This window comes from Acinetobacter sp. 2JN-4 (assembly GCF_003687745.1).
GTDB lineage: Bacteria > Pseudomonadota > Gammaproteobacteria > Pseudomonadales > Moraxellaceae > Acinetobacter > Acinetobacter halotolerans.
This window is the reverse complement of the sequence record NZ_RDNY01000007.1, coordinates 188,979-205,399: the sequence shown is the minus strand read 5'-3', so window position 1 is coordinate 205,399 and position 16,421 is coordinate 188,979. Positions and strand designations below refer to the sequence as shown.

At 41.4% G+C, this 16,421-nt stretch carries 17 protein-coding genes, 5 tRNA genes, 1 other RNA gene and 1 pseudogene; 15 read left to right on the top strand and 9 right to left on the bottom strand.

Annotated features, from left to right (window positions below; genetic code table 11):
* Positions 1-128 precede the first annotated feature (128 nt).
* Positions 129-557 (bottom strand): annotated as a pseudogene (locus EAH57_RS11650) (EamA family transporter); the annotation flags it as partial.
* 120 nt (positions 558-677) lie between these two features.
* Between EAH57_RS11650 and EAH57_RS11645 the strand changes: the two are divergent.
* Positions 678-1,145 carry an Lrp/AsnC family transcriptional regulator gene (locus EAH57_RS11645; RefSeq protein WP_121930185.1) on the top strand — a complete coding sequence of 156 codons (468 nt, stop codon included), beginning with the start codon at positions 678-680 and terminating at the stop codon, positions 1,143-1,145.
* Positions 1,146-1,190: 45 nt separating this feature from the next.
* Here the strand turns inward: EAH57_RS11645 and EAH57_RS11640 are convergent.
* The 4 genes from EAH57_RS11640 to coaD form a co-directional block, all read right to left on the bottom strand.
* Positions 1,191-1,267: transfer RNA gene (locus EAH57_RS11640), tRNA-Met, on the bottom strand.
* Between the two features lie 61 nt (positions 1,268-1,328).
* Positions 1,329-1,684: RNase P RNA component class A (gene rnpB, locus EAH57_RS11635), an RNA gene on the bottom strand.
* A gap of 26 nt (positions 1,685-1,710) precedes the next feature.
* Complete coding sequence (locus EAH57_RS11630; RefSeq protein ID WP_004670068.1) at positions 1,711-1,974, bottom strand: YfhL family 4Fe-4S dicluster ferredoxin; 264 nt, start codon at positions 1,972-1,974, stop codon at positions 1,711-1,713.
* A gap of 1 nt (position 1,975) precedes the next feature.
* Positions 1,976-2,467 (bottom strand): pantetheine-phosphate adenylyltransferase, encoded by a 492-nt coding sequence (gene coaD, locus EAH57_RS11625; RefSeq protein WP_004670066.1) that lies wholly within the window; start codon positions 2,465-2,467, stop codon positions 1,976-1,978.
* Between the two features lie 130 nt (positions 2,468-2,597).
* Here coaD and smpB point away from each other — a divergent pair, with 130 nt between their 5' ends.
* On the top strand, positions 2,598-3,074 hold the full coding sequence (gene smpB / locus EAH57_RS11620) for an SsrA-binding protein SmpB (protein ID WP_121930184.1): 477 nt from the start codon (positions 2,598-2,600) through the stop codon (positions 3,072-3,074).
* 57 nt (positions 3,075-3,131) lie between these two features.
* Here smpB and EAH57_RS11615 read toward each other — a convergent pair whose 3' ends face one another.
* The 3 genes from EAH57_RS11615 to rluD form a co-directional block, all read right to left on the bottom strand.
* On the bottom strand, positions 3,132-3,698 hold the full coding sequence (locus EAH57_RS11615; RefSeq protein WP_004670061.1) for a flavodoxin family protein: 567 nt from the start codon (positions 3,696-3,698) through the stop codon (positions 3,132-3,134).
* 83 nt (positions 3,699-3,781) lie between these two features.
* Positions 3,782-4,522: a peptidoglycan editing factor PgeF gene (pgeF, locus tag EAH57_RS11610; protein WP_121930183.1), complete on the bottom strand. Its 741-nt coding sequence runs from the start codon at positions 4,520-4,522 to the stop codon at positions 3,782-3,784.
* A 24-nt stretch (positions 4,523-4,546) separates the two neighbouring features.
* Positions 4,547-5,596: a 23S rRNA pseudouridine(1911/1915/1917) synthase RluD gene (gene rluD, locus EAH57_RS11605; protein WP_034595178.1), complete on the bottom strand. Its 1,050-nt coding sequence runs from the start codon at positions 5,594-5,596 to the stop codon at positions 4,547-4,549.
* Positions 5,597-5,667: 71 nt separating this feature from the next.
* Here rluD and EAH57_RS11600 point away from each other — a divergent pair, with 71 nt between their 5' ends.
* Together EAH57_RS11600 and EAH57_RS11595 are read left to right on the top strand one after the other, a co-directional pair.
* Positions 5,668-6,654 (top strand): outer membrane protein assembly factor BamD, encoded by a 987-nt coding sequence (locus tag EAH57_RS11600; protein WP_121930182.1) that lies wholly within the window; start codon positions 5,668-5,670, stop codon positions 6,652-6,654.
* Between the two features lie 334 nt (positions 6,655-6,988).
* Positions 6,989-8,869 (top strand): DNA primase, encoded by a 1,881-nt coding sequence (locus tag EAH57_RS11595; protein ID WP_121930181.1) that lies wholly within the window; start codon positions 6,989-6,991, stop codon positions 8,867-8,869.
* Positions 8,870-8,878: 9 nt separating this feature from the next.
* Here EAH57_RS11595 and hemA read toward each other — a convergent pair whose 3' ends face one another.
* Positions 8,879-10,162 carry a glutamyl-tRNA reductase gene (hemA, locus tag EAH57_RS11590; protein WP_121930180.1) on the bottom strand — a complete coding sequence of 428 codons (1,284 nt, stop codon included), beginning with the start codon at positions 10,160-10,162 and terminating at the stop codon, positions 8,879-8,881.
* Positions 10,163-10,241: 79 nt separating this feature from the next.
* Here hemA and EAH57_RS11585 point away from each other — a divergent pair, with 79 nt between their 5' ends.
* The 11 genes from EAH57_RS11585 to panD all read left to right on the top strand — a co-directional run bounded on the left by EAH57_RS11585 (position 10,242) and on the right by panD (position 16,399).
* A complete protein-coding gene (locus tag EAH57_RS11585; protein ID WP_004670048.1) occupies positions 10,242-11,960 on the top strand; it encodes a tetratricopeptide repeat protein in 1,719 nt (572 codons plus the stop codon).
* Positions 11,961-11,964: 4 nt separating this feature from the next.
* Complete coding sequence (lolB, locus tag EAH57_RS11580; RefSeq protein WP_005198107.1) at positions 11,965-12,546, top strand: lipoprotein insertase outer membrane protein LolB; 582 nt, start codon at positions 11,965-11,967, stop codon at positions 12,544-12,546.
* Positions 12,547-12,562: 16 nt separating this feature from the next.
* Positions 12,563-13,396: a 4-(cytidine 5'-diphospho)-2-C-methyl-D-erythritol kinase gene (gene ispE / locus EAH57_RS11575; protein ID WP_121930179.1), complete on the top strand. Its 834-nt coding sequence runs from the start codon at positions 12,563-12,565 to the stop codon at positions 13,394-13,396.
* Positions 13,395-13,469: transfer RNA gene (locus EAH57_RS11570), tRNA-Gln, on the top strand. The genes ispE and EAH57_RS11570 overlap by 2 nt, the downstream gene beginning before the upstream one ends.
* A gap of 30 nt (positions 13,470-13,499) precedes the next feature.
* Positions 13,500-13,574 (top strand) — tRNA-Gln (locus tag EAH57_RS11565).
* Between the two features lie 16 nt (positions 13,575-13,590).
* Positions 13,591-13,665, top strand: a tRNA-Gln gene (locus EAH57_RS11560).
* Positions 13,666-13,749: 84 nt separating this feature from the next.
* Positions 13,750-13,824: transfer RNA gene (locus EAH57_RS11555), tRNA-Gln, on the top strand.
* A gap of 100 nt (positions 13,825-13,924) precedes the next feature.
* A complete protein-coding gene (locus EAH57_RS11550; RefSeq protein WP_004670043.1) occupies positions 13,925-14,878 on the top strand; it encodes a ribose-phosphate pyrophosphokinase in 954 nt (317 codons plus the stop codon).
* Positions 14,879-14,975: 97 nt separating this feature from the next.
* On the top strand, positions 14,976-15,272 hold the full coding sequence (gene rplY, locus EAH57_RS11545; protein WP_004670042.1) for a 50S ribosomal protein L25: 297 nt from the start codon (positions 14,976-14,978) through the stop codon (positions 15,270-15,272).
* A gap of 18 nt (positions 15,273-15,290) precedes the next feature.
* Positions 15,291-15,872, top strand: a complete 582-nt coding sequence (pth, locus tag EAH57_RS11540; protein WP_121930178.1) for an aminoacyl-tRNA hydrolase — start codon at positions 15,291-15,293, stop codon at positions 15,870-15,872.
* A gap of 146 nt (positions 15,873-16,018) precedes the next feature.
* Positions 16,019-16,399, top strand: coding sequence for an aspartate 1-decarboxylase (gene panD / locus EAH57_RS11535; protein WP_004670039.1), 381 nt, complete (start codon positions 16,019-16,021; stop codon positions 16,397-16,399).
* The last annotated feature ends 22 nt before the right edge of the window (positions 16,400-16,421 follow it).

Genomic DNA, 16,421 nt, shown 5'->3' with positions numbered 1-16,421 from the left:
AACTGAAATTTTGGTTAACTCCACCAAATGGTAATATCACTATCCCAATTAGTGCACATCCCCCCCATATCAGATCATGCTTCCTTTTAGACATCAACATAGCAACCGCCAAAGGACCTAAGACTTCAACTGAAATTTTGGTTAACTCCACCAAATGGTAATATCACTATCCCAATTAGTGCACATCCCCCCCATATCAGATCATGCTTCCTTTTAGACATCAACATAGCAACCGCCAAAGGACCTAAGACTTCAATTGAAATCGCAATACCAACTGACATATAAGAAAAAGCTTTATAAATTAACAAATTCATTCCGCTGACTAACATGCCGTAAATAATCAAATTGCTCCAGTTAGTTTGAATATAGAAAAGTTGCCACGGCTTAAAAATAATAATCAAAAGAATAGCTGACAAGCCTAAACGAACCAACGCCACAGTTTCTGGACCTAAAATAGGAAATAATGTTTTGGCAACTACGGCGCCAACCTGCACCGATACCAAAGAAATAAAAGCAGCGAGAAATGCAATGTTTTGCTTAGAATCTAGTCTGAACATGACCATGCTCTACAATATAATTATGCAATTTTAATTCACAAATTTACGATTAATTCCGCAATTTCATGCAAAAATACAAGTAAATTACTCTTTATTTCTCTTATTACGAGATATTAAATCATGTCAGAAATATCATTAGATCAGTTCGACTATGCAATTCTAAGACAGTTGCAGCATGATAATAAAATGTCACATCGAAAAATTGCTGAATTAATTAATCTATCGCAAGCATCGGTACAACGACGGATTGCGAAACTTGAAGAAGAAAATGTGATTGAGAAAAATTGTGCTGTGCTGAATCCTAAAAAGTTTGGTGAAAAAATCACCTCTATTATTGAAGTCCGTTTAGCAGAAGACCGCTCCATCGTAATGGATCGAGCTAAACAATATTTTGCAAATGTTGGAGAGATACAGCAGTGTTATTTCGTCAACGGGGGTGTTTCTTTTATTATCATTATGATTTCAGATACCTTATCTCACTTCGAAGCATTGGTACGTAAACACTTTGCAGACAATCAAGATGTCAAAACCTATCGAACGTTGATCGTTCTAGATCGGGTTAAAGTCGGTTTAGAATTATCAATTTAAAAACAGCAGACAAAAAGAGACCACGCAGGAGCGTGGTCTATAAAATGGTGGCTATGACGAGACTTGAACTTGTGACCCCCGCATTATGAGTGCGGTGCTCTAACCAACTGAGCTACATAGCCGAAAACTGTGCGCGCATTATCTAAACTTTTACTACACACGTCAAGCACAATTTTAAAAAATCTGGGAAGTGGGCCTGTAAGCCGGGTTCTGTCGAGGACGATCATTCCTCTAGGCGTACAATCACTCGTACGCTCAAGCGACCTACCCGAATCCAGCACGGGCCGTGCCTCAGGATTCCTATTTGGTCTTGCTTCTGGTGGGGTTTACCTTGCCGTGAACTGTTACCAGACACGCGGTGCGCTCTTACCGCACCCTTTCACCCTTACCTCACGAATGAGGCGGTCTACTCTCTGCTGCACTTGCCGTCGGTTTACACCGCCCAGGCGTTACCTGGCACCCTGCCCTATGAAGCCCGGACTTTCCTCCCCTGTTTCAGTCACGGAGACTTTCACAGCAGCGACCGTCCAGCCCACTTCGTGGCGCATATTATCAAAGTTCGAACTTAATTGCTCGATTTTTTTTGCGCTGTTAATTTTTTATATTTCTGCATGAGTTCATCATGTGATTCGGCATGCTGAGGATCCAGTGGAATACAATCCACTGGACAAAACAACTGACACTGCGGCTGATCAAAGTGACCAATGCACTCTGTACAAAGTGCAGGGTCAATCTCATAAATCAGCTCGCCCATATAAATCGCTTCATTGGGGCACACAGGTTCACAGACGTCACAGTTAATACATTCATCTGTAATATATAAGGACACGTTACCAGCCTTGTTGATGTTTACGTTCAAAAGCCTCAACCACGACGGGAGGCACAAATTTAGCTACATCACCTTTTAAACGCGCAATCTCTCTGACCAAAGTCGATGAAATAAATGAATATTGCTCAGATGGCGTTAAAAATACCGATTCAAATTGTGGATCAAGTTGGCGATTCATATTTGCCAACTGAAACTCATACTCAAAATCTGAAATTGCTCTTAAACCACGCAGTACGGCGGTCGCACGTTGTTCACGGAAGAAGTTGACTAACAAACCATCAAACCCCACAAACTCTACATTGTTTAGATGGCTTAATGATGTTTTGGCTAATGCTACACGCTCTTCTAAGCTAAACACAGGATTTTTATGGTGACCAATCGCAATCGCAACAACCACTTCATCAAACATTTTTGATGCTCTTGCAACCAAGTCGACATGTCCATTGGTAATTGGATCAAAAGTCCCTGGATAAATCACACGTGTTTTAGACATGCGTTGTACTCTGCGTCAATGAGATAAGCTGGGTATTTTAACAAAAGTTAAGCATAAACGCGAAATTCCTAAATGATGGAAAAAGATTACGTTTTACGGCACAATAAGCACAATTGTGGAAGTTTGAATTATGGCGAAAGCAACAGTAGTAAAAAAACATAATGGTGGCACGATTGCTCAAAACAAAAGAGCGCGCCACGATTACTTTATTGAAGAAAAATTTGAAGCTGGCATGTCTTTACAAGGCTGGGAAGTGAAATCCCTACGCGCTGGTCGTATGAGCTTAACTGAAAGTTATGTGACTTTTAAAAATGATGAAGCATTTTTATTTGGTGCGCAAATTCAGCCTTTGTTGTCTGCCTCAACGCACGTCGTTCCAGAAGCAACCCGCACGCGTAAGTTGCTCCTTTCTCGTCGTCAATTAGAACATCTCTTGGGTGCAGTCAACCAAAAAGGTTATACTTGTGTTCCTTTAGCCTGTTATTGGAAAGGTCATCTGGTCAAGCTAGAAATTGCACTGGTAAAAGGTAAGCAATTGCATGATAAACGTGCCACGGAAAAAGACCGTGACTGGCAACGTGATAAAGCACGGATTTTTCATAAGTGATAAAAAAACCTCCAAATCATGATGATTGGAGGTTTTTTTATTGCTGAAAAATCAATTTTATAAATGCTTTAACTTTAACTCTGCTAAATATTTCCCAAATTTTCGTGCCGTTTCCAAGTCACCTTCGGGTGGAGTGATTTCAACACTGGCATTGTCCGACTGTGTCATTAAGCCTAAAAAGCTCGACATGCGGTTAATATCTTGTGGACTGCGCCCTGTCGGCATAAACGGTAATCCTGCCCATAACATGCCATGTTGCATCGCAAATAAATTAATTTGCTGCAATACCGCAAGCTTATCACCACTGAGCCCACCGCCATTGGTAAAACCCGCCGCCAACTTCCCTTGCCATGACCTTGCTAACCAGCGTTTAGAGGAATCTTCCATAAACTGTTTTAATGCAGAGGTCAGACTTCCCATATAGGTTGGACAGCCCATGACTAAAACATCCGCTTGATCAAGTAATTCCCATAGTGGTGCTGCAACAGAAATCAGGTGAACTTCTGCACCAGCTTGCTCTGCACCTTGCGCTATATGTTGCGCGACTTTAGCTGTATGACCATAAGGACTATGATAAATCACACAAACTTTAACTTTGGGAGTGTCTTGATCAATAACGAACATGGAAAATTTAAAAACCAATGAATTGAATCAAGTTTAACATTTTTCTCAGATACAAGGCGAATCAAGCGCATAAAGAATGCAATTTATTGCATAAAAACAAAGCTCGCCATGCGGCCTGTTTTCGCATCACGGCGATGAGAAAAATAGTCTTGCGCCTGTTTATAAGAGCATTGATCTCCTCCTAGAATCGTCTCAACCCCTAAACGATTGAGGATAAATCGAGCAATCGCATATAAGTCAGCTTGGTATTTCCCTTCAATCTGACCAGCGATAAAAGCACTTTCTAGTTCGGGATATTTCTCACAAAAAGCCGCTTTTACTTCTGCACCAACTTCAAAACAAGGTTGGCTAATCGCCGCCCCTAACCATGCCCAAGTCGGCTGTGATTGCATTTCATTGACTGTATTTTCAACAATACCACTGGCCAAGCCACGCCAACCTGCATGTAGATTGGCAACTTCATTTCCTTCGGCATTGCCCAATACCACAGCCAAACAATCAGCTGTCATCATCATTAAGGCATGACCTGTACGCTGCGTGACTAAGCCATCACCTTCAAGCGCAGTAAATGGAATTTGCTCATTGATGGTATGACAAATGGTGCTATGCGTTTGAGTCATCCATGTCAGTTTATCCACTCCGAACTGAGACAACTCACGCAACAACACCATACGATGCTGTTGAACACGTTGCACATCATCATTGACATGCAATGCCAAATTAAATCCATAAAGATTTTTATTGTCCGTTGCAATCATTTGAAGATGTTCAATTCGTGTTTGCCCAACGTATACACCTTTAGGCAAACCTTGTACAAATTCCATGCCTTAATTCCTTAACATCGTTGCTTAATAAGCCTCATTTTCACTACGAAGCACTTCAAGTAATTTAATAAAGTCTTCAGGCCACGGCGCTTCAAACATCATTTCTTCACCTGTGCGTGGGTGAACGAGTCCAAGTTTTGCGGCATGTAAGGCTTGACGCTTAAAATTACGCAACATATCAGTTAAGGTTGCTGAAGCCCCAGCTGGAAAGCGCACACGGTTGACGTACACTGGATCTCCAACGAGTCCGTGCCCAAGATAGCTAAAGTGCACACGGATTTGATGCGTACGCCCTGTTTCCAATTGCGCTTGTACACGGGTAAAGTCTCGGAAACGCTCTTTTACATTATAGTGGGTCACAGCATCGCGCCCGCCCGGCAGGATCGCCATTTTGACACGATCAACAGGATGGCGTTTGATCGGTTCATCAATCGTTCCGCCCGCGATGATATTGCCGTATGTAACAAGATCATAAACACGATAAACAGTTTTCTTTGCCAGTTGTTTACTGAGTGAAAATTGCGCTTCTAATGTTTTCGCAACCACCAATAAGCCACTGGTATCTTTATCGATACGATGCACTAAACCTGCACGAGAAAGCTCCGCAAGTTTAGGACAGTGATAAAGTAAAGCATTGACCAGTGTTCCTGAGGGATTACCCGCACCCGGATGAACCACCATGCCGATCTCTTTATTAATCACAATAATATCATCATCTTCATAGACAATATTGAGTGGAATATTTTCAGGTTGGCTCGAGGTTTGCGCTTCAAGCTCAACATCGAGTGTTAGTAACTCATTGCCTTCACAGCGGTACTTGGGCTTAACAATGTTACCATTTACCAACAGATGGCCGTCTTTCATCCACTGTTTAAGTTTTTCACGAGAAAACTCGCTCCAAACCAATGCCGCTACTTGATCAATACGTTGACCTAAATAGTCTTCATCGAGTTGAATTTGCAACGATAAACGTGTTGCAGTTGAGTCAGAAGTATGATTATCTGCATCGACAGATTCTTCGAGTAAGAAATCTGTTTCAGATACGTTTGAATTGGAAGATTGTGCTGAAGTCATTTGATGATCGGTACAAAAATGGTTTAATACAACCATTGTAGCTCATTGCCCAGAATAACAGAGGAGTTTTTATGTCGCTACCACGTTATAAAATTACGATGCTTGCACTATCTTTAGGTGTAGCGTCTGCATTTGTGGGCTGTAGCAGCAATCCAAGCAAGAAAGAAGTGGTTGATAAAGGACCACAATCGAGTGAACAAATTTATTTTGAAAAAGCGCAAAAATCGCTAGAGCGCAATCAATACACTGATGCCGTAAAGTCACTAGAAGCCTTGGATACCTACTATCCAACTGGGCAATACACGCAGCAAGCGCAACTCGAACTTCTCTATGCCAAATTTAAACAAAAGGATTATGAAGGGACAATCGCGCTTGCAGATCGTTTCATTCGTTTAAATCCTCAACATCCAAATGTTGATTATGCCTACTATGTTCGCGGTGTTGCGAATATGGAAATGAATTACGATAGCTTGATTCGCTATACATCACTACAACAATCACACCGTGATGTGAGCTATGTCAAAGTTGCTTATCAAAACTTTGTTGATTTAATCCGTCGCTTCCCAAGTAGCCAGTATTCTGTTGATGCCGCACAACGAATGAAGTTTATTGGTCAAGAACTTGCTGAAAATGAAATGAATGCAGCACGTTTTAATATCAAGCGTAAAGCATGGCTTGCTGCTGCTGAGCGTGCACAATGGGTCATTGAGCATTATCCTCAAACGCCTCAAACGCCTGAAGCATTAGCAACACTTGCTTATAGTTATGACAAACTGGGTGATAAAGCAACGTCACAACAATACGTTGAAATATTAAAACTGAACTATCCAAATTTGGTTAAATCCAATGGTGACGTGAATTTACGTGCAGCACGTAAAGAAGGCAGTTGGGTCAATCGCGCTACCTTGGGTTTATTAGGTCGTGAGACTCAGACTGTTGATACTGAAGAAAATGATGTTAAAACTGAGCAACAACGCAGTTTAACCAATCGCTTAAGTTTCGGTTTATTCGACAAACCAGAAACTGAACAAACCAGCGAAGAAGATGCCGCAAATTAATCCTGCGATCACAATCTGATTCAGCAAACAGGCAAGTCACCCCTTGCCTGTTTTTCATTTTCTAGTTACTAAATCACAGATACAATTTACCCTGCAATACGATACTCGGAAACGTCATCCACAACCTGCGTGGTATCAAAAGAGTAACAAGGCTTGTATACTAAATACTGTATTTAAAGAAATACATAAAGTGAACAGGTTTTGTGGATGACAATGCCTTTGCCTACTTTGGGCAAAACCAAAGTAGGTCGAACCGAAGGTTTATCCTAAAATTGGATGAGCGCTAGACAAGACTCCGCTAAAGACATTTAATTCTTCTTATTGGTTAAACCTTATGGCTATTCCACAACATACGATTGATCAAATTTTAGATCGAACCGACATTGTCGATTTGATCGGTCAGCGTGTGAAGTTAAAAAAGACAGGAAGAACCTATTCAGGCTGTTGCCCATTCCATCAAGAAAAAACACCGTCTTTTCATGTTTATCGAGACAAACAGTATTTCCATTGCTTCGGCTGTCAGGCCAATGGCAATGCAATTCGATTCTTGATGGATATTGATAGTCGGAACTTCGTCGATGTGATGCAGGACTTATCAAATAAAACGGGCGTCGAGCTACCCAAAGATAATCATGACAATAAAAAACTTTCTTATAAGCGTAGTACCCAAGTAGCGGTGAATCCACCAACACAAAAAACTCATAGTCCAACGCCAAATCCAGCTGTCATTGATGAACCAATTGATGGTCATTTTGTTGATATGGATCGCTACATGGATGATCCTTTTGCCCAATTTGATCCATCATTTAACATGGATGAATATGTGCAGGAAGGAAATTTATATGATCTTTTGGAAAATGTAGCGCAGTTTTATGAACGCCAATTACCCAATAGTCAAAAGGCACAAAATTATTTTAAACAGCGCGGTTTATCTGCTCAAACCATTCAATTTTGGCGTTTAGGGTATGCACCCGAAGATTGGCAACATCTCGAAAAAGCCTTTCCTCAAGATATTGAAGGCTTGAAACAACTGGGGCTGATTCGCTCAAGTGATAGCGGTCGAGATTTTGATTTATTACGTGAACGGGTAATTTTTCCGATTCGTGACCATAAAGGTCGAGTGGTCGGTTTTGGTGGTCGTGCACTCAACAATGAGATCAAACCCAAATATATTAACTCACCCGATTCTGAAGTTTTCCATAAAAATCAATTACTTTATGGGCTATATGAAGGACGTAAACAAAAAGCCAATGACTGGCTAATGGTTGAAGGTTATATGGATGTGATTGCCTTAAAGCAGTATGGCATCAATGGCGCCGTTGCGACGCTTGGAACTGCAAGTAACGCAGACCATTTAAATACCTTGTTTAAACAAAACTCACGAATCACAATCGCCTTTGATGGAGATGCTGCGGGACAAAAAGCAGCACGTCGAACTTTGGAAATCGCACTGCCCTTACTCAACGATGGACGTGAGTTAAAGTTTTTCGTACTTCCAAATGAACATGACCCAGACTCTTTAATTCGTCGTGAAGGTTTAGAAAGTTTCCAGAAATTATTACAACAAGCGCCGCTACTCTCTGACTTTGTATTTGCCCATCTGACTGGACAGCATGACATCAGTTCACCTGAAGGTAAAAGCTTAGTGATGGGAGAACTGCGTGAATTGACAGAATTATTGCCGAAGCATGGTTCATTCCGTTATTTGCTGACACAATCTTTCCGTGAAAAATTAGGTCTAGGTAAACGCTTTACTCCCCAAGTCAGCCATGATGCATCTTTATCGTTTAATATTCATACCAAAGATGAAGACTTTGCGATTGCCATATTGATGCATCACCCTTATCTGTATATTCACTTTGAAGAACTCCGTGCGGTCATTGATCCTGCTGAACTCTTAGCCAAAATTTTGGCTGCACTGAATATTGTGTTTGATGATTTACCTGATGATCAAGAATTAGCAACCTATTATGTACTTGGTGCATGTAGTAGTTATAGCCATGAGCTGGCGGATATTATGCAGCGCACCAATATTCAGTCACTCACTGAAGCACCTGAAATTGCAGATAAACTGGCAAAAGATTATGCATTGAATCTTCAAGAAAAGTATTTAAGATTAAAACTTAAATCACCAATTTCTTTGATTGAATTACGCAATCTGCGTCAACAATTAAATGAGTTAACCAAACAGATTGGTTTGAAATTATTATCTTAAAAAAATGCCTTACTGTTTCGGCTTACGTTCATGCTCAAATACATCGTGCAGATGTTGTTGCAACCATTCGAAGTAGTCTGGATTTTCAGCTTTAGCGGCTTCTCTTAATAAAATTGACGTTGGATGCATTAGTTTTTGGCTTAAACGGTGGGCAAATTCTTGTAAGACCTGTTCAGGTGCATGACCATGTTGTAATGACTCTAAAGCATGTGCCAACTCATGCTGACTCATTTCTTCGCTATGTTGGCGATAGGCTTGAATCGTGCCGCTTGCTTCTTTGACTTTTTGTTGGGTCATCAATTGAGTCGCCAATTGATTGACCATGATCTCAGCTTCAACAGCAGCCTGACGTCGTTGCGCTAAGTTCTCTTCAATGACACTTTGTAAATCATCAACACCATATAAATAAACGTTATCCAATGATTCTACTTTTGGATTTATATCGCGTGGAACAGCCAAATCAACCATCAGCATTTGTTGATAACGACGTCTTTTTAATGCGACTTTAACGTCATTATATTCAATCACTTGATGCAAACTACCTGTACAGCTTGAAATCACATCAGCTCTATGTAAATTTTGTGCTAACTCTGAGAAAGAAATAATTTCAACATCAGCTTGATGTGCAAGTTCCTGTGCCAATTCATCCGCTCGTTCACGGCTACGATTGCAAATAATGATTTTAGCCACTCCCATTTCAGCCAAGTGTTTGGCAACCAGAGTATTCATCTCACCTGCCGCGACCACCATCACTGTTAATTTTTCTGGATGACTAAAGACCTGAGAAGCAAGCTGGGCAACTGCATATCCCATTGAAACAGCATGGCTACCAACAGAGGTTTCCGAGCGAACGCGTTTCGCCGCATAAAAAGCATATTCAAAAATGCCATTTAACTCTGGAGAAATCGTTTCTGCATCTTTGGACAAGGCTAATGCACTTTTTACTTGCCCTAAAATTTGTGGCTCACCTAACATGAGCGAATCCAAACCACTTGCCACGCGCATCAAATGTGTAACAGCTTGGGCATTTTCGTAACGATAAACATGATGAATCAATTGTTTAACATCAATATTATTCACTTGGGCGAGCCAATGCAGGACGCTATCAGCATCCTCAGTCATGGCATACACTTCCGTCCGATTACATGTAGACACCACCACCATATCTTTAAGTGCTGGGTGTTGGTGTCGATCAAGCAATAGCGTGGTCAATCGCTCTGCATTGAAAGCAATTTGCTCACGGAGTTCGACAGAAGCTGTCTGATGGTTGACACCCAGTGCAAAGAAAGACATATCAGATCATCATTCCGCTAAATTTATGCTATTGTGCAACATCGGTGTCATAAAAAGCATTACTTTGGATCAATAAAAATTGCGTCAACTATATCGCCGTATCCATTTTCACGGCAAGACGATTAGACGGTATTCTACCACAATCTTATTGTTAGGTAGTATGAGCGCTTACGCCTCCGCACAAGCAATACATGACATGTATGCAGATCAGAGCTTTGAATACGCACTGAAACAAAGCATGGTTGCTGAATTTTCTCTCGCCTACGATGATATTCCAACAGCATTGCACAATTATACTGTGCTTGCGATTCGCAGCAATTCAACCACCATCAAACAGCGCGCGCTAGACATTGCACTTGAATATGACGATTTGCAAGCCGCTTTAGATATTGCCACCCATTGGGTTGAACAAGAGCCAGAAGATGTTCCTGCATTATTCTACTTGTCACATATTTCGCTCAAAACCCATGAATATGACCTTGCCGCAAAAACACTGGATAAGATTTTAAATATTGATCCAACTGCTGATTTAGAACAAATTTTAGCTGGGATCGCACCTGAACAAGCGCAAGATCGCAAGATTTTATTAAATGCACTCAGTGCAAGTAAAGAAAAAAACAACCCATCAATTTTGGCACTCATCGCAGGGTTAGAAGCACAAGATGGCTTATATGAACAAGCACTCACCAATATTAATCGTGCTCTGCGTAAACGCTCAAAATCCACCAGTTTCGTTTTAATGAAAGCCAATTTACTTATGGCTCTAGGTGATGAAACCGCAACTCAAAAATGGCTGGCTCAAGCCAGTCGCAAAAACAAGAATAATATTGATATCCGTTTAGCTGAGGCGCGCTACTACATTCAGCTCAATCAACAGCAACAAGCTTTTGATAAACTGAAAGCGATTATTAAAGATCATCCCCAAGCCGAAGACGCCTTATTTATTGCTGGTTTGACCAGCATTGATCTCAAACAATACGAACATGCTGAACAATATCTAGTTGAGTTACGTCATTCTGAAAAATATCAAAATGAAGCTTATTATTACCTCGCGATTAATGCGCAACGTAAGCAACATTTTGAGACGGCAAAGGCCTATTACCGTCTGGTCGATGGCAGTCTATATATTGTTTCTCGACGCAACATGATTTCTATTTTTGAACAACAACAACAACTCAATGATGCGCTGCGTTTTTTAACGCAAGAGCGAGTGAATTATCCGCAACACGCCAGTTTCTTATATCAAGCCCAAGCGGATATTTTAAAGAAAATGGACAATAAAAAGGCAGCTTTGGCATTGCTTGATGAAGCCATCAAGAATATTCCAGATGATCCTGAATTGATTTATGCCGAAGTTTTATTACTCGACCCGTTTACCGACCGAGATAAGCTCGATAAAACCTTAAAACAATTGCTATTGATTGAGCCAAATAGCCCAACCTATCTGAATGCTTATGCCTATACACTCGCCTTACAAAACCGCCGTTTGAAAGAAGCGCGAAAATATGCAGAGCTAGCACTTGAATACGCGCCTGAACAAGCATCTATTTTAGATACACTCGGTTATATTGCCTTTTTGCAAAATGATTTTGATACTGCTGTTGCGGTTCTTGAACAAGCTTATGGTCTGAGTCAGAACATCAATATCGGGGTTCGCTATGCCAAAGCACTGTATATGCAAGGTTCACTCACGCAATTTAGCGATGTGTTACAGCAATTGAAACAAAAACATGCGAATGCCCCACAATTACAACAACTTGATAGCTTAATCTTACCTGTCACTGTAAAAAAGAGTTAAATCCATGCGTTTTTTTCCAAAACTATGCGTCGCAATATGTAGCAGTAGCGCGCTGTTTTTAACTGGCTGCCAACATTTAAGCCAACCCAAAAAAGTGATTACATCGCCCCAAGTACAGGATGAAAACAACTTTAGCTTGCAAGGAAAAATTGGCGTACGCACACCACAACAGTCTGGTAGTGCATTCTTCACATGGATACAACAGCAAGAACAATTTGATATTGAACTGACAGGCATCCTTGGTGTCGGAAAAACACAGATTCAGGGGAGGTCGGGCGAGGTCACGCTCAATAGTGCTAAAACTGGTTTAATTACGGCAACATCACCTGAGGAATTATTAGAAAAAGCCACAGGTTGGCAGGCTCCTATTATGCATTTAACCCATTGGGTACAGGCCAAACCAGCGACCTTACATGCGCAAGTTACGAAAGATGAAAACCAACGTTTAAAACAACTGATTGAAGATGGTTGGACCGTCGACTTTAGTTATAACGATGCTCAAACGCTGCCCAACAAGCTGTTGTTGAAACAAGCGCTTGCCGAAGATCAAGAAAACCGTATTACAATGGTCATTCAAAACCGATAGCTTAGATTATTCTATTATGATTAGAGTCCCTTCCCCTGCTAAATTGAATTTATTTCTTCATATCACAGGTCGTCGAGAAAATGGTTATCATGAATTACAAACGATTTTTCAACTGATTGACTTGTATGACTGGATGACTTTTGAAGAAACTAATGAAGAAGTCATTCAAATTCAAGGCTTAGCAGAAGTACAAATCGAACAGAATTTAATCTATCGAGCAGCCCAGTTACTCCGCCCCCATGCCAAAAAACCCTGTGGTCTCAATATCCAAATTGAAAAAAATATTCCAATGGGCGCGGGGCTAGGTGGCGGTTCTTCCAATGCAGCGACCACCCTGATTGTACTCAATCAGCTTTGGCAATGCGGTTTAAATGATCAGCAACTCGCTGAGTATGGCGTACAACTTGGTGCTGATGTTCCCATCTTCGTTTATGGACGAAACGCATGGGCGGAAGGGGTCGGTGAACATTTATCATTCATAGACTTAGCGCAAAAAAAGTTCATAATTTTAAAACCTGACTGTTTTATCAGCACTCAACAGTTATTTTCACAAAAATCATTGACAAGAGATTCTAAGATCACTACATTTTGCGCCTATCAGTTACAACCTTCTCTTTTTAGAAATAACTTTGAACCTTTGGCTCGACAGTTATATCCTGAAGTTGAAGAAGCAATGCAATATTTAGATCAGTTTGGTCTAGCAAAGCTTACAGGTACAGGTGCTTGTGTTTTTACTGAAATAACCGAAGAGATGGACATCGCGTTGATCTTGCAAAACGCACCATGTAAAGCTTACGTGGTCAATAGTTTAGCAGAATCACCTTTACGAAATTTCGAAGTTATGCGTTAGGGGCGTCGCCAAGTGGTAAGGCACCGGGTTTTGATCTCGGCATCCGTTGGTTCGAATCCAGCCGCCCCTGCCAATTTTCATCTGTAGATATATGTAATACATTAGGGGCGTCGCCAAGTGGTAAGGCACCGGGTTTTGATCTCGGCATCCGTTGGTTCGAATCCAGCCGCCCCTGCCATTACATTATCAAATTTAGGGGCGTCGCCAAGTGGTAAGGCACCGGGTTTTGATCTCGGCATCCGTTGGTTCGAATCCAGCCGCCCCTGCCATTTCTTTAGACAGGCTTGTTTTATATTGATATTGATCAAACATATTGACAATACCGCATAAAACCATTAAAGTTCTGCCGCATTAGGGGCGTCGCCAAGTGGTAAGGCACCGGGTTTTGATCTCGGCATCCGTTGGTTCGAATCCAGCCGCCCCTGCCATATAATAGATTGTTTCTAAACTACCCGTTGGAAAAATTTAAAACTTTTCCCTTGCGCTCGGGTGAAGCGTTGCTTCACTTAATCCTCGCTCAGGTGCTTCATGCCCAATCTTGTCGTTTTTAGTGGAAGTGCTCATCCACAGTTCGCCCAAAAAGTCGTAAGTCATTTACATATTCCATTAGGAGCTGCTTCAGTTAGCAAGTTCTCTGATGGTGAGATTTCAGTTGAAATTACTGAAAATGTACGTGGCAAAGACGTTTTTATCGTCCAATCTACTTGTGCGCCAACCAATGATAACCTTATGGAAATCTTGGTTATGGCAGATGCTTTGCGTCGCGCAAGTGCAGGTCGTATCACAGCAGTCATTCCGTACTTTGGTTACGCACGTCAAGATCGACGTCCGCGTTCTGCCCGTGTACCGATTACTGCTAAAGTTGTTGCAGATATGCTAACAACTGTAGGTATTGACCGTGTTGTGATGATCGATCTGCACGCAGACCAAATTCAAGGTTTCTTCGATATTCCTGTTGATAACATCTACGGTACGCCGGCCTTGTTAGCTGATTTACATCAGCAACAACATCACAACTTAATGGTGGTTTCACCTGACGTTGGCGGTGTAGTGCGTGCTCGTGCTGTTGCAAAACAACTGGGTGATATTGATTTAGCGATCATTGATAAGCGTCGTCAAAAAGCAAATGAATCTCAAGTGATGCATTTGATTGGTGATGTCAAAGATCGTGACTGTGTCATCGTAGATGATATGGTTGATACAGCAGGTACGCTTTGCAAAGCGGCTGATGCACTAAAACAATTTGGTGCACGTCGAGTTATTGCTTATGCAACTCACCCTGTTTTATCTGGCAAAGCCATTGAAAACCTTCAAAACTCTGTTATTGATGAACTTGTTGTAACCGACACGATTCCTCTTTCAGATGAGGCAGCAAACATTGGCAAAGTTCGCCAAGTGTCTGTTGCTAGCATGGTTGCTGAAACAATTCGTCGTATCAATAACGAAGAATCTATTAGCGCGATGTTTGATAGTTATCTATAATAGCCCAGCTTTTTTCTTAAACCCTAGCTTAGCTAGGGTTTTCTATCACTAAACTGGTCGCAAGTTTAGTCTCTTAAAACTCAATGAGGATATGCCCATGGCAAACTTCGTATTAAATGCTCAAGCACGTGAAGCTGCACTACAAGGGAAAGGTTCGAGCCGCCGCCTTCGTCACGCAGGAAAAATTCCAGCAATCGTCTATGGCGGTAGCGCTGAGCCTGTAACAATCACTTTAGAGCTTCGTCAAATCGTTAAAGCTTTAGAAAACAATGCTTTCTTTGAAGAAGTGATTGAAATCCAAATCGGTGATCAAGTTGAAAACGTTAAAATCAAAGCGTTACAACGTCACCCAGCAAAAAACACACCTATGCACGCTGACTTTATCCGCGCATAAGTGTTAAAGGCTTAATTAGTGTCAAATATTTCGCTAATTGTTGGTTTGGGCAATCCTGGAAAGGAATATGCCCAAACTCGCCATAACGCAGGTTTTTGGTTCGTAGAACAGCTTGCAGATCGTTATGGTATTCAGTTAAAAGCTGATCCGAAATTTCATGGATTCAGTGGTCGTGGTCAAATTGAAGGTCATGACGTACGTCTATTGCTCCCAACAACCTTTATGAACCGTTCAGGTCAAAGTGTTGCCCCTTTCGCTAAGTTTTATCAGATTTCTCCTGAATCGATCTTAATCGCTCATGATGAACTGGATATGGATCCTGGCGTTATTCGTTTGAAAACAGGTGGTGGACACGGCGGACACAATGGTCTACGTGATATCGTTCCTCATCTTGGTGCTAATTTCCACCGCTTACGGATTGGAATTGGACATCCTGGCTCGAAAGAGCGTGTTTCAGGTCATGTACTCAATAAAGCCCCAAGCAGTGAACAAGATTTAATGGATGCAGCAATTGATCATGCTTTATCTAAAGTGAAAATACTTGTTGATGGACAAGTTTCGCAAGCGATGAATCAAATCAATGCTTACAAACCCGCTTAAACTTACGACTGTATTGTTGAACAATCATACTTGCCATATTGCATTTTTAGGCGCAAAATGCGCATCGTACCGCCAATAGCCCGCGGAAAACGTGACAAGTCAACCATAAGATATTCATCTTAGGTCTTACTCAGGAGACGCTAGCCATGCTATCTCGTTTATTAAAATGTAAAATTCACCGTGCAGTTGTGACTCATGCAGAACTTCATTACGAAGGTTCTTGTGCAATTGACGGTGTATTAATGGACTTAGCAGGGATTCGTGAATACGAAGAAATCCACGTATGGAACGTCACTAACGGCAAACGTTTCACAACCTATGCAATCCGTGGTGAAGATGATTCAGGCATTATTTCAGTCAATGGTGGCGCAGCACACCAAGCTGATGTAGGCGATTTAGTGATTATTGCAACCTTTGGTGATTTCACTGAAGTAGAAGCAGATCTGCACAAGCCGCGTTTAGTCTATGCTAATCCAAACAATACTGTAAGTCACACTGCAAACTGCATTCCTGTGCAAATTGCATAAACTTTAAAGATTCTAAAAGAGC